This is a genomic window from Rhodocytophaga rosea (assembly GCF_010119975.1).
In the GTDB taxonomy this organism is placed as follows: Bacteria; Bacteroidota; Bacteroidia; order Cytophagales; family 172606-1; genus Rhodocytophaga; species Rhodocytophaga rosea.
Genome location: NZ_CP048222.1, coordinates 8,395,643 through 8,413,367, shown reverse-complemented (window position 1 = coordinate 8,413,367; position 17,725 = coordinate 8,395,643). Strand labels below are relative to the sequence as shown.

Here is a 17,725-nt window from a genome sequence, read left to right as displayed (position 1 = left end):
GTATAGGTGATTAAGGAATTACAGACTTATAGAATTACAGAATATATTATTTAGACCTTCAGTAAATCAGTAATTCAATAATTTAATTTATTGATTCTCTTACTTTTTGGGTGTACTCTCTTAAAGCTGTTTTAAAATCTACATTGGAGTCGTTCATGCGCTCCAGAATCCAGATGGCTGCAATGGCATGTGTTAACTGTTCGCCTTCATCATTTCCTTCGATCTCAATCTGGAGAGGCTGTTCATTAATGATCGCCAGCTCAGCCGCCCGTAATTGTTCCAATGGTTGGGTTTCTACTAATTTCTTAATTACTGGTATCTTCATACGTATTTATCTCAAATTAATTCAACTCTGAACTTTCAACCTCTTAAAAGGGATTGAAAGCGGCTTACCTCTCCCAAAGGCGAGGATAATTATATACTAATTCAATTTACTGATTAATTCAACCACTGCATCTTCTTTACTCGTTGCTACTGATTCTACCAATTGTCCATCTTTAAAAACGGCAAAATAGGGTAGATTTGTAACACCTGCTTTTTTACGTGCCTGTGGACTATTCTCCGCATTTATATCCAGAAACACCACATCTGAAAATCTGGCATCTGAAGATAAACGGTTGAACTTAGGGGCAAATAACTTGCAACTTCCGCACCAGTCTGCATAATATTTTACTACAACTTTGGGATTATTGCTTACCTGATTCTCAAATTCGGCATCTGTTATTTTTTGTACTGGCATATAGGTGTATCTCAGAAATTATGTATTAAATAATATAGTTTAATGTGTTGATTTATAATATAATGTATTATGTTGTTTATAGTAATTCTTTCATTAAGTAGCTCAACTCAACTCCAGGCTTTTATATAATTTTAACAAGTCTGCTACTTATTTTGTTCACTGAATTGACCTTGTTTTATATCAAATCCGAAACGGCATCCACTATATTTGTTTGTTAGCTTGTTTGGCTGCCCAGGCATCCATTTTGGTTTCCAATACATCCAGTGGCATCCCTCCATCTTTCAAAAACTCATCATGAAATTCACTCAAGTTGAATTTATTGCCCAGCTGTTTTTCATACTTCTCCCGCAACTCCCGGATTTTCAAGGCTCCAATTTTATAGGACAAAGCCTGTCCTGGAATAGCCATATAACGCTCAATCTCAGCGGTTGCACCTTGTTCAGAGATAGGTTCGTTGTCCATCATATATTTGATGGCTTCTTCCCGGCTCATGCCTTTGGTGTGCAAACCAACATCCACTACCAGCCGGATAGCCCGGTGCATTTCATCGCCGAGAGCCCCCATGTATTGGTAAGGGTCGGTGTATAAGCCGAGTTCTTTACCCAGCGATTCGCAATATAAAGCCCATCCTTCGCCATAGGCGCCATACCAGCTAAAGCGCTGGAACTCATATAAATTTTCATTTTCCTGTTGCAAAGAAATCTGGTAATGATGGCCGGGAATGGCTTCATGCAAGAATAAAGACTCCATCCCGGAAGTTTTATTAAACTCATTCGCATTGGGAATAGGCACATAGAAAATACCCGGACGGCTGCCGTCTGGTGCACCAGGATTATATTCAGCACTGGCAGATGCTTCCCTGAACTTCTCTGTCTGGCGAACCTCGAATTTAGTTTGAGGCGTTTTATTGAACATCTTCTTCAGATTAGGTTCGATCTTAGCCAGAATCGCATTAAAATCAGCCAGCACCTCTCCAGATTTGGAATACGGATAAAATTGTTTGTCTTTCTTCAGGTGGGCAAAAAAATCATTAAGTGTACCTTTAAACCCAACCTGTTCTTTTACCTTCTCCATCTCACTGCGGATTCTGGCTACTTCCTGTTTGCCTGTCTCATAGATTTCATCCGGCGTTTTATCCGTAGTCGTCCATACTTTCACCTGATAAGCATACATTTCTTTACCCTGAGGCAGTTCATTAATCCCTGAGCTTGTACGGGCTTTGGCCAGATATTCTTTTTGCAGGAAATTGCCCAGTTTCTGATAGGTAGGCACAATTTCTTCCAGAATTGCCTTTTTGTAGGCTACGGTCAACCTGGTTTTATCCGCCTCACTAAAATCTGCCGGAAACTTATTGATCGGGCTGTAGAATAAACTTTGATTAGCGTCTTTTACCAGCAGGTCGTTCATTTGCGGAATCATTTTTTCCACCAGACTTTTTGGCAATACGACACCTGCTTCGATTCCCTTCCGGAAATTGACAATCGCAGAATCACCCCATATGGTAAAGGCAGACATCCGCTTTAACCAATCCTCGTAATCTTTCACGGTTTTAAATGGCTGGATGCTTTCGCCGCTGCCTAACTGTCCGAAGGTGAGAGGTAAACCCCAGAACTGCTGAAAGGGAATATATTCCGGATGAAAGGCAAAGCCTTCCAGTTGTACTTCCATTTCCCGTTTGAAAGTATCATAGGCAATTTTATCTTCTTCCGACAAGCTTTCCCGGTCGATTGCTTGTATGTTGGTAAGATTGTCCTGGTAAAACTGCCTGGTTTTCTCAATGAATTCCTTGCTAATGTCCACAGGAAGCAGGTCGTTGTAGCGGTTATCTCCTTGCTGGGTAGCTTCCAGAGGAAATAACTGCAGGCGTTCCTCATAATAGTTTTCAAACAGTTTCGCTAAGGCATCATTCTTTCCGGCAACTGCCGTCTGGGTTTTTTGATCAGTTTGGGTAGATGTAGAACAGGACATGAGTAAGATGGCAAACAAACTAATGATCAATAATGATTTCATGGTGGTAGCAATAGAGACAGCAAAGATAGCGTATTTTCTCCGCTTCAACCCGAAACTACACCTGTAGATTAATCACCCAACTTGCAACTTATTCAGAGCGATCATATATTTTTCGGCTGCTTTCAGGGATGCATAACAACTTCTCTAATTTGTCACAAATTGTATAAGATTAGCTTTTAGTATTTATATAAAATAATGGTATACAGGATATTTGCTAATAATTAATGCTAATGATTACAATGCTTTTCTTCGCACATTTGGCCTGTATGGCAGGCTGAGAAGCTACTTTTATTCAGCATCCAAAAGTGAGGATTGACATATACATCAATTAGTGGTTCACGTTAATTACCACATTCCCAATTTTCTGCCGGGTTTCCACATATTGATACGCTTCCACAATCTGGTCTAAAGAATAGGTGCGGTCGATAAGTGGTGTATACTGTTTTGTTTCTACCAGTTTCTTCAGAAACAGGACATCCTCTTTGTGGATGGTAGGCAAAGGAAATAATACCTTTTTCCCTCCGGTAAAGGGTGTGATTAACGCAAGAAACGGATTCTGAGAACCAGGACCTAATTCGGTGGACATGTAGATTCCTTTCTCTTTCAGTAAAGGTTTGCACTTTCCGAACGTGCTTTTACCCACGGCATCAAATACCACATCAAACTTTTTATTCAATCTGGTGAAATCTTCCCTGGTATAATCCATTACCTGATCTGCACCCAGGGATTCTACCAATGCTAGATGTGGCGTAGCACAAACGGCTGTAACCTCGGCATCTATGTGTTTAATGAGTTGTACGGCTGCCGAACCAATAGCCCCGGTTGCTCCATTTACCAGTACTTGTTGCCCGGCTTGTATATGGGCTGCCTGGATATCGCGCAGGGCATAATGAGCACCTTCCAGAATAGGGGCTGCTTGCTGGTAAGCTAACCCTTCGGGAATCGTAGCGATGGCTCCGTTTTCAGGTATTACCATATACTGGGCATGGGCTCCAAAAGTAGTATCGTTGTAGCCAAATACTTTATACCCAGGCTTAAATAGCGTGACCTCCTTGCCAACAGACTCAATGACCCCGGCAAACTCATTGCCCAGGATATGGAACTTAGGTTTGAACAATCCGCTGAAAAACCTGGAAATAAAATACTCGGCGCTCCGGAAGCCGCAGTCGGTACGGTTAACGGTGGTGGCATATACTTGTATTAATACCTCCCTTGCCGAAGGTACCGGTTTTTCTACTTCCTGTACCTGAACTACTTCTGGCGGCCCATACCTTGTGTGAATAGCTGCTTTCATCCTATTTTCCGTAAGACTCTGTTTGATGGCAGAAATCTCTGAAAAACAATTGGTTTGGGGAAAATATTTGTGCTGAACTGATTGTATAGGCGATGACTGGTAACTTTAGTTAGTCACTTGTAAAAAGAATTTAGATTTTGATTTAGGTAACTGAGATATTTGTAGAATACTTACGCCGTCTTTACTTTTATTTTGGGCAAGCAAAATTAAACTAACAAAAGACTAGTGAGGCGAGAGATGAAGAAAGCCAACGTAGTTGTGGAAGCAGCAACATAGCCACTTTTACGCCTGGATAGGCCGAGTCCACAATCCTCCGGCCTACGCACGGGCCAAAACCGGCCACACTGTTGCTGCACCGTCAGCCGCACTCTTGCTTTGTCTATAATTTCTTTAATATGCCTATAGCTTTTTAAGTTTTAATAAAACAAAAATTCCATGCGTGATGGCCTGAAAAAACAGCGGGCAATGCGTAGGTCCTGAGCGTGGAAGCTTCGTTTTTTCTAGATCTTGCTTTGATTACTTTCTTTGTAGCAATGACAAAGAAAGTAAGGACGGCGTAAGAGGAATTAACAGCATAATTCTTTCAAGTTCTATTTCAAACAAAGCCAATTACTATATATCTAAGTCATAGGAATGAAAAAGCTATAAAACAAAAATCCCTGGCTTGCTGCCAGGGATTTTGTATATAAATAGATCGAACGATGTTCTCTTACATCATGCCACCCATACCGCCACCGCCCATAGGAGGACCAGCAGGAGCATGTTCTTCAGGTTCGTCAGCAACTACACACTCAGTCGTTAACAACAGCGCAGCAATAGAAGCAGCGTTCTCAAGGGCCAGACGGGTAACTTTAGTCGGGTCAATTACACCGGCAGCAAACATATTTTCATATTTGTCGTCACGGGCATTGTAACCAAAATCGTCTTTGCCTTCTTTTACTTTATTTACTACTACTGAACCTTCACCACCGGCATTGTAAACGATAGTTCTCAATGGAGATTCCAGGGCAATCCGGATAATATTTACACCAGTAGCTTCGTCTTCATTATAAGTATCTATCCCTTTCAGAGAATCGATCGCTCTCAGGAAGGCTACACCACCACCGGCTACTACACCTTCTTGTACAGCAGCTCTGGTTGCATGCAGGGCATCATCTACGCGGTCTTTCTTCTCTTTCATTTCTACTTCAGTAGCTGCACCAATATACAGGATAGCTACACCGCCAGATAGTTTAGCCAGACGCTCTTGTAGTTTTTCTTTGTCATAGTCAGAAGTAGTATTCTCGATCTGAGATTTGATCTGACTTACACGCGCCTGGATGTCTTCTTTTTTACCACTACCGTTGATAATAGTTGTATTATCTTTGTCGATCGTGATTTTTTCAGCAGTTCCCAGGTAATCTAACGTAGCATTTTCCAGTTTGAAACCTCTTTCTTCCGCTACAACAGTACCACCGGTCAGGATAGCAATATCTTCCAGCATGGCTTTTCTACGGTCGCCGAAACCAGGCGCTTTTACAGCAGCCACTTTCAGTACACCACGGATTTTGTTCACCACCAGGGTAGCTAAAGCTTCTCCGTCTACATCTTCCGCAATGATCAATAAAGGACGGCCGGTTTGAGCAGAAGCTTCCAGTACTGGCATCAGTTCTTTCATCGAAGAAACTTTCTTCTCAGAGATAAGTACATAAGGACGGTCCAGTTCTACTTCCATTTTCTCTGTATTGGTTACAAAGTATGGAGAAAGATAGCCTCTGTCGAATTGCATACCTTCTACTGTTTTTACTTCAGTTTCAGTACCACGGGCTTCTTCAACCGTAATTACACCATCTTTACCCACTTTGTCCATGGCATTGGCGATCATTTTACCAATTTCAGTATCGTTGTTGGCAGAAATGGTAGCAACCTGTGCAATTTCGTTAGAGCTATTGATGGGTCTGGATTGGTTTTGCAGGCTTTTTACAACAGCAGTAACTGCTTTGTCAATACCGCGTTTCAGATCCATTGGATTGGCACCAGCGGCTACGTTTTTAATACCGGCAGAGAAGATAGCCTGGGCCAGTACGGTAGCAGTAGTAGTTCCGTCACCGGCAGTATCTGCGGTTTTAGAAGCTACTTCTTTTACCAGTTGAGCACCCATGTTTTCGATGGGTTCTTTGATTTCAATGTCTTTGGCTACTGTAACACCGTCTTTTGTGATCGTAGGGGCACCAAATTTTTTGTCTAAGATTACGTTTCTGCCTTTAGGACCTAAGGTCACTTTTACTGCGTCAGCAAGAGTATCTACGCCTTTTTTCAGCTTTTCTCTTGCATCTGTGTTAAAAAACAATTTTTTAGCCATGATGAGTTAATTTTTGGTTTAAATTTTTGATTTGTTAACGGTTGGGATTTATAGAGCAATGATTATAAACCGTTAGTTATAATCTGGAAAAGTAGTTGGCTAGAGAACAGCAAAAATGTCAGATTCTCTCATAATCAGGTATTCTTTGCCCTCAACAGTGATCTCAGTACCGGAATATTTACCATACAACACATTGTCGCCTACTTTTACAGTAAGAGGTTCGTCTTTTTTACCGTTGCCCACGGCTACGATCTGTCCTCTTTGAGGTTTTTCTTTAGCGGTGTCAGGGATGATGATACCAAAAGCTGTTTTTTCTTCAGCGGCAGCAGGTTCTACCAGAACTCTATCTGCTAAAGGTTTAATGTTTACGTTAGCCATTTTAAATGGAGTTTATAATTTAATTGAAATCTGTGTTGCCCCTGTACATTTCCTGTGCCAAATGTAATTTTTACCTGTTTTTTGCATAAAACCTGACAGAGTCTGCCAATTTTGCGGCACATTTTGTCGTGCTTTCAAGAGTAAATTTTTGTATATGTCAGATGAGGGGCTTGATTTACATGCAAAATTTTTGTACATTTTAAAGTACATCTTTAGAATCCTTTAAAATGCCTATGAAAACATTAGACAGAAACTGGCTCACCGAAGGGCTGATCGATTTTGAATACAAAAAATATATTTTGCTGGCGTATCTGCAGGAAGTAAAAAGCAATTTCAGCCAGAAAAAATTATATCCCTATTTATCTGATCTTATTTTTCATTACCAGAACCTTGTTTCTATCAAAGAGAACAAAAACCTGATCTACGAGAATTTCCCCAAACAGATTTCGAAAGCTGACTTTGAGAAACTGACACTCTCTTACAAAAAAGTAGTGCAGGATGATGCATTTATGTCAGACCTGGAGGAGATCATCGGCTATTCTATTCCTAAATTTAAAGAGATGCTGCATGAAGGAAAGGATATGTATGAATGGGTAGAGGAAAATATGAATATCACACCTATTGGTCTATCTCCTTTGTATCCGGATGAGGGGTATATGTTTTTAAGTGAACCTCATAAAACGGAAACCAAAATATACCAGTACCAGATGACCATTTTTGAGAATGCCCACGAAAAGTACCGGGGTGTACATACCATGTTTCTGGAATCGTTTAAAAAAGGCATAGGCATCACGTTCGAGAATGTGAAGATTGACCTGATCAAGCGGTACAAACAACTGCCAAATCCGGCCACTTACCTGGTAGAATCAAAGATCGTATGCCCGCTGGATGAAACTCTATTACCGATTGCCAAACGTTTGCTGGTAAAGTATATATCCCATTCCTGATGAACAGGCAGCTTGTGTTTATAGGCTGCCTTTGTAAAAAATTGATCCTCCCTTTCTAATCGTCCAGTTTAACCGGGGCTTTCCCCATTCCATCGAGCCTCCATTTTTCCTCATATACGGAAGAATAGACTATGTCAAGTTTAGCTGTCTGGTTTCCAAATAATTGTCTGAGTTTGGCGGCATCCTTCACGGAGTTATTCACAATTACTATTTCTATCCTTTCTCCCGCCGGTACTACCTGACCTTTGTTCACATTCGTTGAGATAAAGGAAATAGTGTCGCTGGGATAGATTACTTCACTATAAAAAACAATCGGATCATAAGGATACGTTTTGCCTTTATAATGGATTTTTATATCCTTAATAAAAGCAGGCCCAATTCCATTATTCACCAGAAGAAGTTTGTATCTGGTAGAATCGGCACCGGAGTTCCAGATTTCCAGATAAGGTAACACAGATGCATATTGCTGTTTCTGAATCAGATTTGTTTGATAGATGAAAGTAGCAAAGGTACCCACACTGATCAGCATGGCAGATATACTTAAGAATTTATCGGCATCCCAGAATCTGGCGATTTTCAAACGGGCCATATACTAAAAATCGTTATTGGTTGATAGTGGTTAGGAATATACTCTAAATCAATAACAGGCACTGGTTAATACAGTAACACTATATGTGGTGCTTACCAAGTAGGGAGAGTTTAACCGGTCCATATCTAACATACAGATATGGTTAATTTGAGATCAGTATATCTGTATTTATGGGCAAGATATATTTTCTATATGACACAAAAAAAGGATGAAAACACTTTTCATCCTTTCTCAATTGATAAAATCTGTCCTTATTTAATGCTGTCAGCAGGAGCGGGGGTAGCAGCAGGCGTAGTGGCATTGTTGTTGCCAGCCGGCGGAACTACTCCCTGAGGTGCTGTGGCTTTTCCCTGTGCACGTTCTACGTTTACACTATTGATGCCACCACCTTCACTGCTCATATCCAGCAGGAAGCTGGTAGAGAGCGTAAGCACAATCAAAGCAATGGCTAAACCCCAGGTGATCTGCTCCAGTAAGTCACTGGTACGTTTTACGCCCATTAACTGGCTGGTACCTGCACCAGCAAACTGGCTGGATAAACCGCCACCTTTAGAGTTCTGGGCTAACACAGCCAGAATCAATAAAACACAAACAAAAATGATCAAGCCAACAATAATATACATGATATAAGAATTTAGAAAATTACGGATTTGAAGGTTATTGAATTATGCCTGTAGATTCAGCAATAAATGGTTTTATATCTTTTTTAGGTTTTCTATTTTTTCTGCAAAGTACGCCTTTTTTTGGGATATTTCAAAATTAATTTCTCATAAATATCAATTGCTTTGTCGGTTTTGCCCTGTTTTATCATAATTCCTGCCAGGTTTTCACTAATAATTCCCGAAGGCAGGGTAATGCTTTTTTCTGACAAATCCTGTGCTGATTCTGGTAGTCGTTTATCGCCCTTATTCAGGGAAGATATTCTGGGCTCATTTTTTATAAAACTATCAATAATTTCACTTTGATGCGTTTTATCAATTTTCCGGATGTTTATGGTCGTGGATTCCTCAGCTTTGGCAGTTTCTTCCGGATTAATGGCAGTATTGTTTACTACTGACTGGTTATCTTCAGTCTGAATGGTAGGCGGTGTAGGTTCTTGTTCAAGTAAAGGTATTTGAGGTAGCTCAATGGTTAATTCTGGTTCAGCTACCTTTTCTATCACTTCAGGCGATACCGGATAGATGGGCTGAGGTGTGTTTTCTACCGAAGAGATAGTTGCAGAAGCAGCTTCGGGAAATTTTACCAGCAATAGTTTTTTCAGCACATTCCGGTTTACTGCGTAGACGGCCGCTTTTTTTACCTTTTCGCTGACCTGGGCATTTTCCTGCTGCTGATGTGCTTTAGCCACCAGATAATGGGCAAGATGGCAATAAGGATGTGCCTGTACCACTTCTTCCAGAGCAATTGTATCCGAAGTAGAGATCAGGGTTGTGGATTGAAGTAAGTGCAGAAAAGTATCCTTATTCACAATATTGCATTAATCAGTTACCAGCCAGAACTGTAAAATTATAAAAAAAAATGTATCTGTAATTTTTATTCTTTTTACTGTAAAATTTCGCTTTAGACTAGATACCCAGTATCTGTAGAACCAATAAAACTGTATAATTGCTTTGGCAGCGACAGATGTATTAATGTTTTAGTTTATAGATGGTTAATGTGCTATGCTTGCTGCCTTAGTTTAGATCTATTTAATTACCAGTTGGCAACAGATTTGTTAAAAATATCAAATACAATCTGGTCAAAAATAACAACGATCAGATCATTTTCTACCTGAGTAAGTGTTCGGTCCTGTGGAAAATCTGCATAAAAGGAGAAAGGCGATTCGAAATTTTCTTCTTCATTTTTTGTGTTGACAAATTTTACCTGCACGCGAATAGTCAATCTGTTTAAGGCCGCTAATTGTCCATTCTGTCCTTGTGTGGGTGCAATAGGTGTAACATCATAGCCAATGATCGAACCTTCCAGTTGTAAATCTGCATTGCCATCAGGAGAAGCAATTTTCAGCGTAGAATTCTGCTGATAGTATTCTTTTAACCGCTCGGTAAATTGCTGGCTTATATTGGCCGGTCCTCCACCCACATCATTCAGAAAATTGGCTACAGAAATATTTTGTATATCTGGACTTAGAGTAGTTCCGGTAAATGAATAAACGCCACATCCGGATATAGGAATAAACCATAGAATACAAAACAGCAGAAAGAAGGAAGGGATCGATACAAAGCGGTTCCAGTGATTTCTATTCAATCTCATATTGTTTAATTTTCCTGTAAAGCGTACGTTCGGAAATGCCCAAATCCTGTGCCGCATATTTGCGTTTGTTCCGGTTTTTACGCAATGCTTTCAAAATCATTTCTTTCTCTTTTTTCTCTAAAGACAAGGAATCGTCTTCCGTTTCATGGGTAATGTCTTCCACCTTATCCAGATCTATGGTATTTTTGTTTTTTCCATCTTCCAGCAACAAATGTGCGTTTACTACTGGTTCGGGTGTAGAATCTTTCGCCAAACTTCCAAACAGATCTTTGTGGTTTTTAAGCACATCATCACCATTGCTATAAGATTCTTCGTTTTGCAGCAGTTCGTATACCAGCTTTTTAAGGTCGTTCATGTCTTTTTTCATATCAAACAGCACCTTATACAAAATATCCCGTTCCGTAAAATTATTCTCCCGTATATCATGGTCACGGAACAAAGCCGGTGTTTGACTTCCCTGCTGCATGGGCAAATATTTTTCAAGTGTCTCTCTGGAAATTTCCCTTTCCATCTCCAGTACAGACATTTGCTCTACAATATTTTTGAGCTGCCGGATATTGCCGGGAAAACGGAATTGTAACATCAGCGCTGAAGCTTCGTCGGTAAGAAATACTGGTTTTACCCGGTATTTTTCAGAAAAATCTGTAGCGAATTTCCTGTATAACAGCAAGATATCGTTGCCTCTTTCACGTAAAGGTGGAACGTAGATAGGCACTGTATTTAACCGGTAATACAGATCTTCCCTGAACTTGCCTTTCTCCACTGCCTGTATGAGGTTAACGTTGGTAGCTGCTACTACCCGGACATCTGTTTTCTGGATTTTAGAAGAACCCACCCGGATGAATTCTCCATTTTCCAGTACCCGAAGTAGCCTGGCTTGTGTTCCTAATGGCATTTCAGCTATCTCATCCAGAAAGATAGTACCGCCATCGGTTACTTCAAAATATCCTTTCCGGGCTTCATGGGCACCAGTAAATGAGCCTTTTTCATGCCCGAACAATTCAGAATCGATAGTTCCTTCGGGAATGGCCCCACAGTTAATGGCGATAAACTGGCCGTGTTTACGTTTGCTGAGCTGGTGGATAATTTTGGAAAACGATTCTTTACCGCTTCCGCTTTCACCGGTTATAAGAACAGTCATATCGGTTCCAGCTACCTGGGCCGCCACCTGAATGGCGTGATTGAGCAGGGGGGAATTACCGATAATCCCAAACCTTTGTTTGATGCTTAATATATCTACAGAATCCAAAAGAATGCAATTTAATTAGATGGTCAATTCAATTATTTGTCGATGTATGTTTTATTGGCAACTTATTCTAGCATAAAAGCTACGAATACATCTGTTATGAGATATTGCTAATTTTTTCAATTCCTTCCCCCAACAGCGTTGCCGCTGTGCAATCTGTTACAAGCACATCGACGTAATCTCCCTTTTGATATTGTTTTTTAGGGAAAACAACTACTTTGTTGGCAGTGTTGCGGCCAAACAGGTATTCTTCTGATTTTTTGGAAAATCCTTCGATCAACACTCTATGAACTTTACCTAAATCCTGTTTATTTCTTTCCAGAGAAAGCCTTTGCTGCAAAGAGATAATTTCACTCAGCCTTCTTTTCTTAACTGTCTCTGCAACATCATCTTTGAGCTTTTTTGCTGCCGGGGTATTGGGACGTTCTGAATAGGCAAACATGTAGGCAAAATCATACTGAACTGCTTCCATGAGCGATAAAGTATCCTGGTGTTCTGTTTCAGTTTCTGTGCAGAAACCAGCGATCATATCGGTAGAAATGCCACATTCTTGCCCTAAAATACGACGAATAACTTCGACACGGTTCAGGTACCAGTCTCTGGAATAAGTGCGGTTCATCAGTTCCAGAACCCTCGTATTGCCACTTTGTGCAGGTAAATGAATGTATTTGCAAATATTGTCGTAAGCAGCCATTGTATGCAGCACCTCATCGGTAATGTCTTTGGGATGAGATGTAGAAAAACGAACCCGTAAGTCGGGATGTATCTGGGCTATTTTTTCAAGAAGTTTCGCAAAAGTAACTACCTCATTTTTTATCCCCTCTATCTCATGAGAAGGAGCCTGCCATTTATATGAATCTACATTTTGCCCGAGTAAAGTAACCTCCCGGTAACCCCGGTTGAATAAGTCACGGGCTTCGGCAACAATAGACATATAATCACGGCTGCGCTCCCGGCCTCTGGTAAATGGCACTACACAAAAAGAGCACATATTATCGCAACCCCGCATGATAGAAATAAAAGCAGTTACGCCATTGGTATGCAAACGGATAGGAGTAATATCAGCATAGGTTTCTTCACGGGATAAAAATACATTTACTGCTTTTTGTCCACTATCAACTTCTGCAATCAAACTAGGCAGATCCCGGTAGGCATCCGGTCCCACTACCATATCTACAATCTTCTCTTCTTCAAGTAATTTAGCTTTCAATCGCTCGGCCATACAGCCTAATACTCCAATAATCGTTTCAGGTTTATTTTTTTTAACGGTAGTCAGGTGTTTAAGGCGGTTTCGTACTTTTTGCTCGGCATTGTCGCGTATAGCACAGGTATTCAATAAGATAATATCTGCCTTTGCGAAGTCGGCCGTAGTATCAAAGCCTTGTTCCTGCAAAATAGAGGTTACAATTTCGCTATCGGCGAAGTTCATCTGGCAGCCATAACTCTCAATATATAATTTACGGGCATGGGCTTTCTTCCCTTCTTCAGAAACCCGCATCACTTCGCAGGCTTCTTTATCGGCTTCGGTTAATATTTCTAGGTCTTTGAAGAGTCTTTCCATAATTGAATAGCAAATGGGGATAAAAACAAAAACCATTATTATAAAAATAATGGCTTCGCTGCAAAGATAGGTAATTTATACTAAATATGACAGAATGGCAGAAAAATTTGCTCACTAAAATGGATACCCAATACCTACATTCAGCACCGTTTGCTGACGTTCTCCAAAAGGCCGGTTGAAAGATAAATTTTTGAGCATAAACTTTTGCCCCGCAGGCTTTCCGGGATCATACGCTTTAATACCTACATCGAAGCGGAGGATAAGAAAGGAGAAATCAAGGCGTAGACCAAAGCCAGTACCCACTGCAATTTCTTTATAGAAACGGTTCCAGTGGAACTGCCCTTGTGGTTGATTTAACTGTGACTTCCATATCCATACATTACCAGCATCTACAAAAACAGCACCTTCTAAGAAGCTAACAATATCAAAACGGTACTCAGCACTGGTTTCCAGTAAAATATCTCCTGGTTGTTCAAAACGGTAATTAGCTCCATATTCTACATTACCTTGTCCATTTAATGTATCTGGGTCAGAGCCAGGACCTAAACGGCGGGGGGCCAGGCCCTGATGCTGTTGCTGCCACCTACAAAGAAAAAGCGTTCATATGGAAGTACTGTTGATTGTCCATAGGGTCTTGCGATACCTACATTTACACGGAAGGCCCAGCTACTTTTACGCCCGGCAGGGAGATAATAGCGAAAATCATTGCTTAACTTGAAGTACCTGTACAGCTGGGCACCTTGTAAACTGTCGCCTCTAAAAGAAGGATCTGCCCAATCCAGAATATTTAATGTTGTTCCACCAGATTCAGCAAACGCCCGGATATAACGGGCTTCTTTGGTCTGGCCGGTGATATTGTCGTTGTAGGTATACGTTCCGCTGAGACTAGAAACAAATGAGCGCTGAAAACTACGGTAGAGATTGCTGCCTTGGTCTTTTAGTTTTCTTAAAGTAGTATCAAATTCCGCTGTTACCGAAGGGGTATAAATCAGGTTCAAGTCTACTGGTGAAATAGTAAAGGAATGTTTTATATCTTTCTGGAAGGTATAGTTCATACCGGCTTTCAGGTTTACTCTCCGGTATTCAGGCCGGTTATTAAAATTAAAACCTGCCAGTAACCTGGTTCTGGGGCTATAGCGATTAAATTTAAACCTAACCTTAGTTGGAAAGAAAATCTGTGGAAATACCAGCGAAGCCGTTGCATTTATTTCCTGGCTGGCATATACCTGATTGTTATCCGAATACCCGGCCTGCCCAATAATACCGGCACTGACACTCGTTTCAAATACTTCCAGTCCACCGAATACATTGCGGGATTTAAAAGTAAGGTCTACAAATGGACCGGGTAATTGCTGGCTAACTGTTACGCCCCATTCGTCACTCACGGTATATTTCTCCAGTGGGCTGGCATTGATTCTGGCGGTGAATTTATTGCCAGTGGTATCATAATATACATTAGCAAATTTAAAAATATCAAGGCTGCTAAGTACACGCTGAGTTTCGATAGTCCGCTGCAAGCTATATAAATCGCCAGGACGCATCAGTAGTTTGGCATTCAATATTTTTTTGGAAAAACGTTTGGTGTTATACCCAATATAATGCACGCCCTCATATTCTACTGTATCCCGTCTGCCGGCTCTAATTCGCCCGCCAGGTGTATTAGCATCGGTCGTAAAATAGATATCATCCAGTTTGTAAAGCGTGTGTTGTGCCTGACCAGCAGGTTTGTTCACCACCGTTTCTACTTCTACTAATTTGTCTTCATCTTTGGCAATTTTGTTTAACAATGCATCTGTAACGACAGTATCACTTATAATGCGGTATTCCACATACTGCCGGTTAAAGTTGAAATAACCGTTGTTTTTTAATAGTTTATCAATACGCTCCCTTTCCAGGTTCAGGTTATCTTCGTCATATATATCGCCTGGTTTAATGGGGCTATTTTTTACACTGGCTCTCAAAAGGCTATCTATATGCGAATTGTCTACCACATAGGAAGTATCCTGAATTTTATAGGGTTGGTTCTCGGTAATTTTGTACACGACTTTGGCCGTTCTTCGGGCAGTATCCAGTTTAAAGGAGTAGGAAGAAGTAGCATCAAAATAACCTTTTGTAGTGGCATAAAAACGCATTTGTTCAGCCGCCTGTTTGGAGAGCAAAGAATCGAATACAACCGGAGGCTCTCCGATACGCATCCAGAAATTACCTTCTTCCAGCTGGGTTTCGTATTTATCGAGTTTACGGTCCCGGCGGTGTTTCAATCGTTCATACTTTCCGGAATTTACATCCGCAGCGGCAATCCGGTCATTATAGCGGTTTTTGACCCGTTCGATATTTTTCTTTACTTTATCTTCATTATATAGCTTGCTGCCCTGATAGTAGATCCACAGGTAGGGCATAATGGGTAGATTCAGAATACGTTTATTGGATTGTTGCCGGTAGAAGGGTTCCAGATCATCGGTGGCTATTTTATCATTCCCTTCTATTTTCTGGCTGTACAATAAAAATTCGTTTTTACGCAATAGTTTTTCCTTATTAAGGCAGCCTGAGAGCATCAGGATTGTAAGGCAGTGCAGAAAAATGTAATATCGCTTTCTCAATGGTTTGTATATGATTTCTAAAAAGTGGTTAAAATTGATTCATTCCCTGCAGGTGAAAAAATACCGGAAACTGCACCAGGCATTTCTGGTGGAAGGAGCAAAGAGTGTGCAGGAATTACTGTCATCAGATTATCAAATCACTGTTCTGTTTACGACCCAGGAATTTTACAATGAAAATATACGGCTCCTTTCCAGGCAAAGTTTTGAATTACAGATTTTGACACAGGAAGAACTGGAAAAAACAGGCGTTTTTCAATCAAATAATGCTTGTCTGGCGGTAGTGGTGAGTAAACCTAATCTGCCACTTTCTGTTACTTCTAACGAATATGCCCTTATTTTGGATGAAATAAAAGACCCGGGAAATTTAGGGACTATTATCCGGATTGCCGACTGGTATGGTATTACTAAAATTATCTGCTCGGAATCCACCACTGACTTTTACAATCCTAAGGTGATAGCCGCAAGTATGGGTTCGTTTACACGGGTACAATTGTATTATTGTAATCTGCACGAATATCTGCAACATACGGCAAACCTGCAAGTATACGGGGCCTATCTGAATGGAATAGATGTACACACGGTTTCGTTTGCTTCCTCTGGCCTTATTGTGATGGGCAATGAATCTCAGGGCATTAGTCAGGCATTAGAGCCTTTAATCAAACAGAAAATTCATATTCCCAGGTATGGAGGAGCAGAATCATTAAATGTGGGGATTGCAACAGCCGTGATCTGCGACAATTTGAGGAGGGCAGTGGGAAATGATTGAGTGATTGAGTGATTGAGTGATTTTCTCTTTAATGGTCCGTTTTGCTTTTAATCCATAAACCCTCAGCTCATCAACTATTAACTTTATCACTGACTATTGACAAGCTCTTCTTTCCCAAGATAACGGTCTATCCAATAGTGTGCAATGTAGAGCAGAGGCGTCAGCAGAATAGCCATAATGAATTTATATATGTAATTAATAATAGCCACTGATATCACCTGCGCAAACGACCAGTTCCCAAAAATATAAAAAGCAACTATAAGCACAACAAAACTATCTATGAGCTGAGAAATGAGGGTAGAACCTGTAGCCCGAAGCCATATTTTTTTATTGCCGGTAATTTTGCGGATATATTGAAACGCATAGGCATCAATCAATTGTCCGAGCAAGAATGCAGTTAAAGAACCAATGATAATACCCAATCCCTGCCTGAAAATCTTGCCAAAGGCAAAGTTAATATCAAAGGTATCACCTGTAGGTGTGGCTTTGTTTACATCAATCCAGAAGGCAGCCGGTGGCAACAGGGTGATTAGAAAAATGAAGACAAAGGCATATAAAACAAACCCAGCCGTAGCGTAACTGATCTTTTTTACACCCGCCGGTCCAAAGTATTCATTAATCACATCGGAGGTAACAAATACCAGCGGCCATAGTACGGCACCAGCCGTAAGATTAAAATCCAGGGTAAATCCTTTCAATAATGAAATCTGTGCTGGTGGGATTCCAAGAAGAGATTCTGCTGAAAATATTTTAACACCAATAATCTCAGCTACGATCGTATTGGTGAGGAAAATACCTCCCAGAAGCAGAAATAATTGGGTTCGTTTAGAGGATTGTGTAGACAGAAATGTAGGCACAGATGGAGTTTATTTAGTCTGGTAAGTTTGACAAATTAAGCAAAAAAAGCAAATAGATTTTCTTCAATTGGCTTTGCAACCCTTGTGGTATACAGAGGGTCAGAGAGAATAGAAAAGAATTTTACTGGTACTGGTTACTTTACAATT

The 17,725-nt window shown here is 40.6% G+C and carries 17 protein-coding genes; 2 read left to right on the top strand and 15 right to left on the bottom strand.

Going from position 1 to position 17,725, the window contains the following annotated elements; genetic code table 11:
• Positions 1-82: 82 nt before the first annotated feature.
• The 6 genes from GXP67_RS34595 to GXP67_RS34570 all read right to left on the bottom strand — a co-directional run bounded on the left by GXP67_RS34595 (position 83) and on the right by GXP67_RS34570 (position 6,762).
• Complete coding sequence (locus tag GXP67_RS34595) at positions 83-325, bottom strand: DUF6952 family protein (protein WP_162447354.1); 243 nt, start codon at positions 323-325, stop codon at positions 83-85.
• Between the two features lie 96 nt (positions 326-421).
• Positions 422-739: a thioredoxin family protein gene (locus GXP67_RS34590; RefSeq protein ID WP_162447353.1), complete on the bottom strand. Its 318-nt coding sequence runs from the start codon at positions 737-739 to the stop codon at positions 422-424.
• 201 nt (positions 740-940) lie between these two features.
• Positions 941-2,749 carry a DUF885 domain-containing protein gene (locus GXP67_RS34585; RefSeq protein WP_162447352.1) on the bottom strand — a complete coding sequence of 603 codons (1,809 nt, stop codon included), beginning with the start codon at positions 2,747-2,749 and terminating at the stop codon, positions 941-943.
• A gap of 328 nt (positions 2,750-3,077) precedes the next feature.
• Positions 3,078-4,043 (bottom strand): NAD(P)-dependent alcohol dehydrogenase, encoded by a 966-nt coding sequence (locus tag GXP67_RS34580; RefSeq protein ID WP_197901606.1) that lies wholly within the window; start codon positions 4,041-4,043, stop codon positions 3,078-3,080.
• A 709-nt stretch (positions 4,044-4,752) separates the two neighbouring features.
• Complete coding sequence (groL, locus tag GXP67_RS34575) at positions 4,753-6,384, bottom strand: chaperonin GroEL (protein WP_162447351.1); 1,632 nt, start codon at positions 6,382-6,384, stop codon at positions 4,753-4,755.
• Positions 6,385-6,483: 99 nt separating this feature from the next.
• Positions 6,484-6,762, bottom strand: coding sequence for a co-chaperone GroES (locus GXP67_RS34570; protein ID WP_162447350.1), 279 nt, complete (start codon positions 6,760-6,762; stop codon positions 6,484-6,486).
• A gap of 233 nt (positions 6,763-6,995) precedes the next feature.
• On the opposite strand from GXP67_RS34570, the gene GXP67_RS34565 reads away from it, so the two are divergent.
• On the top strand, positions 6,996-7,709 hold the full coding sequence (locus GXP67_RS34565) for a hypothetical protein (protein WP_162447349.1): 714 nt from the start codon (positions 6,996-6,998) through the stop codon (positions 7,707-7,709).
• Positions 7,710-7,764: 55 nt separating this feature from the next.
• Here GXP67_RS34565 and GXP67_RS34560 read toward each other — a convergent pair whose 3' ends face one another.
• From GXP67_RS34560 to tamL, 8 genes are all read right to left on the bottom strand, one after another.
• Complete coding sequence (locus GXP67_RS34560) at positions 7,765-8,298, bottom strand: hypothetical protein (protein WP_162447348.1); 534 nt, start codon at positions 8,296-8,298, stop codon at positions 7,765-7,767.
• 251 nt (positions 8,299-8,549) lie between these two features.
• Positions 8,550-8,921, bottom strand: a complete 372-nt coding sequence (gene secG, locus GXP67_RS34555) for a preprotein translocase subunit SecG (protein WP_162447347.1) — start codon at positions 8,919-8,921, stop codon at positions 8,550-8,552.
• Between the two features lie 92 nt (positions 8,922-9,013).
• Positions 9,014-9,766, bottom strand: coding sequence for a tetratricopeptide repeat protein (locus GXP67_RS34550; protein ID WP_162447346.1), 753 nt, complete (start codon positions 9,764-9,766; stop codon positions 9,014-9,016).
• 224 nt (positions 9,767-9,990) lie between these two features.
• The gene (locus tag GXP67_RS34545; RefSeq protein ID WP_162447345.1) at positions 9,991-10,548 is read right to left on the bottom strand and encodes an LptE family protein; all 558 of its coding nucleotides are present in this window, start codon (positions 10,546-10,548) and stop codon (positions 9,991-9,993) included.
• The gene (locus tag GXP67_RS34540; protein WP_162447344.1) at positions 10,535-11,797 is read right to left on the bottom strand and encodes a sigma-54 interaction domain-containing protein; all 1,263 of its coding nucleotides are present in this window, start codon (positions 11,795-11,797) and stop codon (positions 10,535-10,537) included. Before GXP67_RS34540 ends, GXP67_RS34545 begins: the two co-directional genes overlap by 14 nt.
• Before the next feature lie 94 nt (positions 11,798-11,891).
• The gene (miaB, locus tag GXP67_RS34535; RefSeq protein WP_162447343.1) at positions 11,892-13,355 is read right to left on the bottom strand and encodes a tRNA (N6-isopentenyl adenosine(37)-C2)-methylthiotransferase MiaB; all 1,464 of its coding nucleotides are present in this window, start codon (positions 13,353-13,355) and stop codon (positions 11,892-11,894) included.
• Between the two features lie 114 nt (positions 13,356-13,469).
• Entirely contained in the window at positions 13,470-13,778 is a 309-nt protein-coding gene (locus GXP67_RS37925) for a BamA/TamA family outer membrane protein (RefSeq protein ID WP_394351991.1), read from the bottom strand.
• 119 nt (positions 13,779-13,897) lie between these two features.
• Entirely contained in the window at positions 13,898-15,910 is a 2,013-nt protein-coding gene (tamL, locus tag GXP67_RS34525; protein WP_162447342.1) for a translocation and assembly module lipoprotein TamL, read from the bottom strand.
• Positions 15,911-15,965: 55 nt separating this feature from the next.
• Between tamL and GXP67_RS34520 the strand changes: the two genes are divergently transcribed.
• Positions 15,966-16,721, top strand: coding sequence for an RNA methyltransferase (locus GXP67_RS34520; RefSeq protein ID WP_162447341.1), 756 nt, complete (start codon positions 15,966-15,968; stop codon positions 16,719-16,721).
• Positions 16,722-16,807: 86 nt separating this feature from the next.
• Here GXP67_RS34520 and GXP67_RS34515 read toward each other — a convergent pair whose 3' ends face one another.
• On the bottom strand, positions 16,808-17,578 hold the full coding sequence (locus GXP67_RS34515; RefSeq protein WP_162447340.1) for a queuosine precursor transporter: 771 nt from the start codon (positions 17,576-17,578) through the stop codon (positions 16,808-16,810).
• Positions 17,579-17,725 lie beyond the last annotated feature (147 nt).

Excerpts from the sequence above, each read along its gene's own strand:
- GXP67_RS34520 (WP_162447341.1), top strand. The coding sequence starts at position 15,966 with ATGATTTCTAAAAAGTGGTTAAAATTGATTCATTCCCTGCAGGTGAAA.
- GXP67_RS34565 (WP_162447349.1), top strand. The coding sequence starts at position 6,996 with ATGAAAACATTAGACAGAAACTGGCTCACCGAAGGGCTGATCGATTTT.
- GXP67_RS34595 (WP_162447354.1), bottom strand. The coding sequence starts at position 325 with ATGAAGATACCAGTAATTAAGAAATTAGTAGAAACCCAACCATTGGAA.
- tamL (WP_162447342.1), bottom strand. The coding sequence starts at position 15,910 with ATGCTCTCAGGCTGCCTTAATAAGGAAAAACTATTGCGTAAAAACGAA.
- secG (WP_162447347.1), bottom strand. The coding sequence starts at position 8,921 with ATGTATATTATTGTTGGCTTGATCATTTTTGTTTGTGTTTTATTGATT.
- GXP67_RS34580 (WP_197901606.1), bottom strand. The coding sequence starts at position 4,043 with ATGAAAGCAGCTATTCACACAAGGTATGGGCCGCCAGAAGTAGTTCAG.
- groL (WP_162447351.1), bottom strand. The coding sequence starts at position 6,384 with ATGGCTAAAAAATTGTTTTTTAACACAGATGCAAGAGAAAAGCTGAAA.
- GXP67_RS34545 (WP_162447345.1), bottom strand. The coding sequence starts at position 10,548 with ATGAGATTGAATAGAAATCACTGGAACCGCTTTGTATCGATCCCTTCC.
- GXP67_RS34585 (WP_162447352.1), bottom strand. The coding sequence starts at position 2,749 with ATGAAATCATTATTGATCATTAGTTTGTTTGCCATCTTACTCATGTCC.
- GXP67_RS34570 (WP_162447350.1), bottom strand. The coding sequence starts at position 6,762 with ATGGCTAACGTAAACATTAAACCTTTAGCAGATAGAGTTCTGGTAGAA.
- GXP67_RS34560 (WP_162447348.1), bottom strand. The coding sequence starts at position 8,298 with ATGGCCCGTTTGAAAATCGCCAGATTCTGGGATGCCGATAAATTCTTA.
- miaB (WP_162447343.1), bottom strand. The coding sequence starts at position 13,355 with ATGGAAAGACTCTTCAAAGACCTAGAAATATTAACCGAAGCCGATAAA.
- GXP67_RS34590 (WP_162447353.1), bottom strand. The coding sequence starts at position 739 with ATGCCAGTACAAAAAATAACAGATGCCGAATTTGAGAATCAGGTAAGC.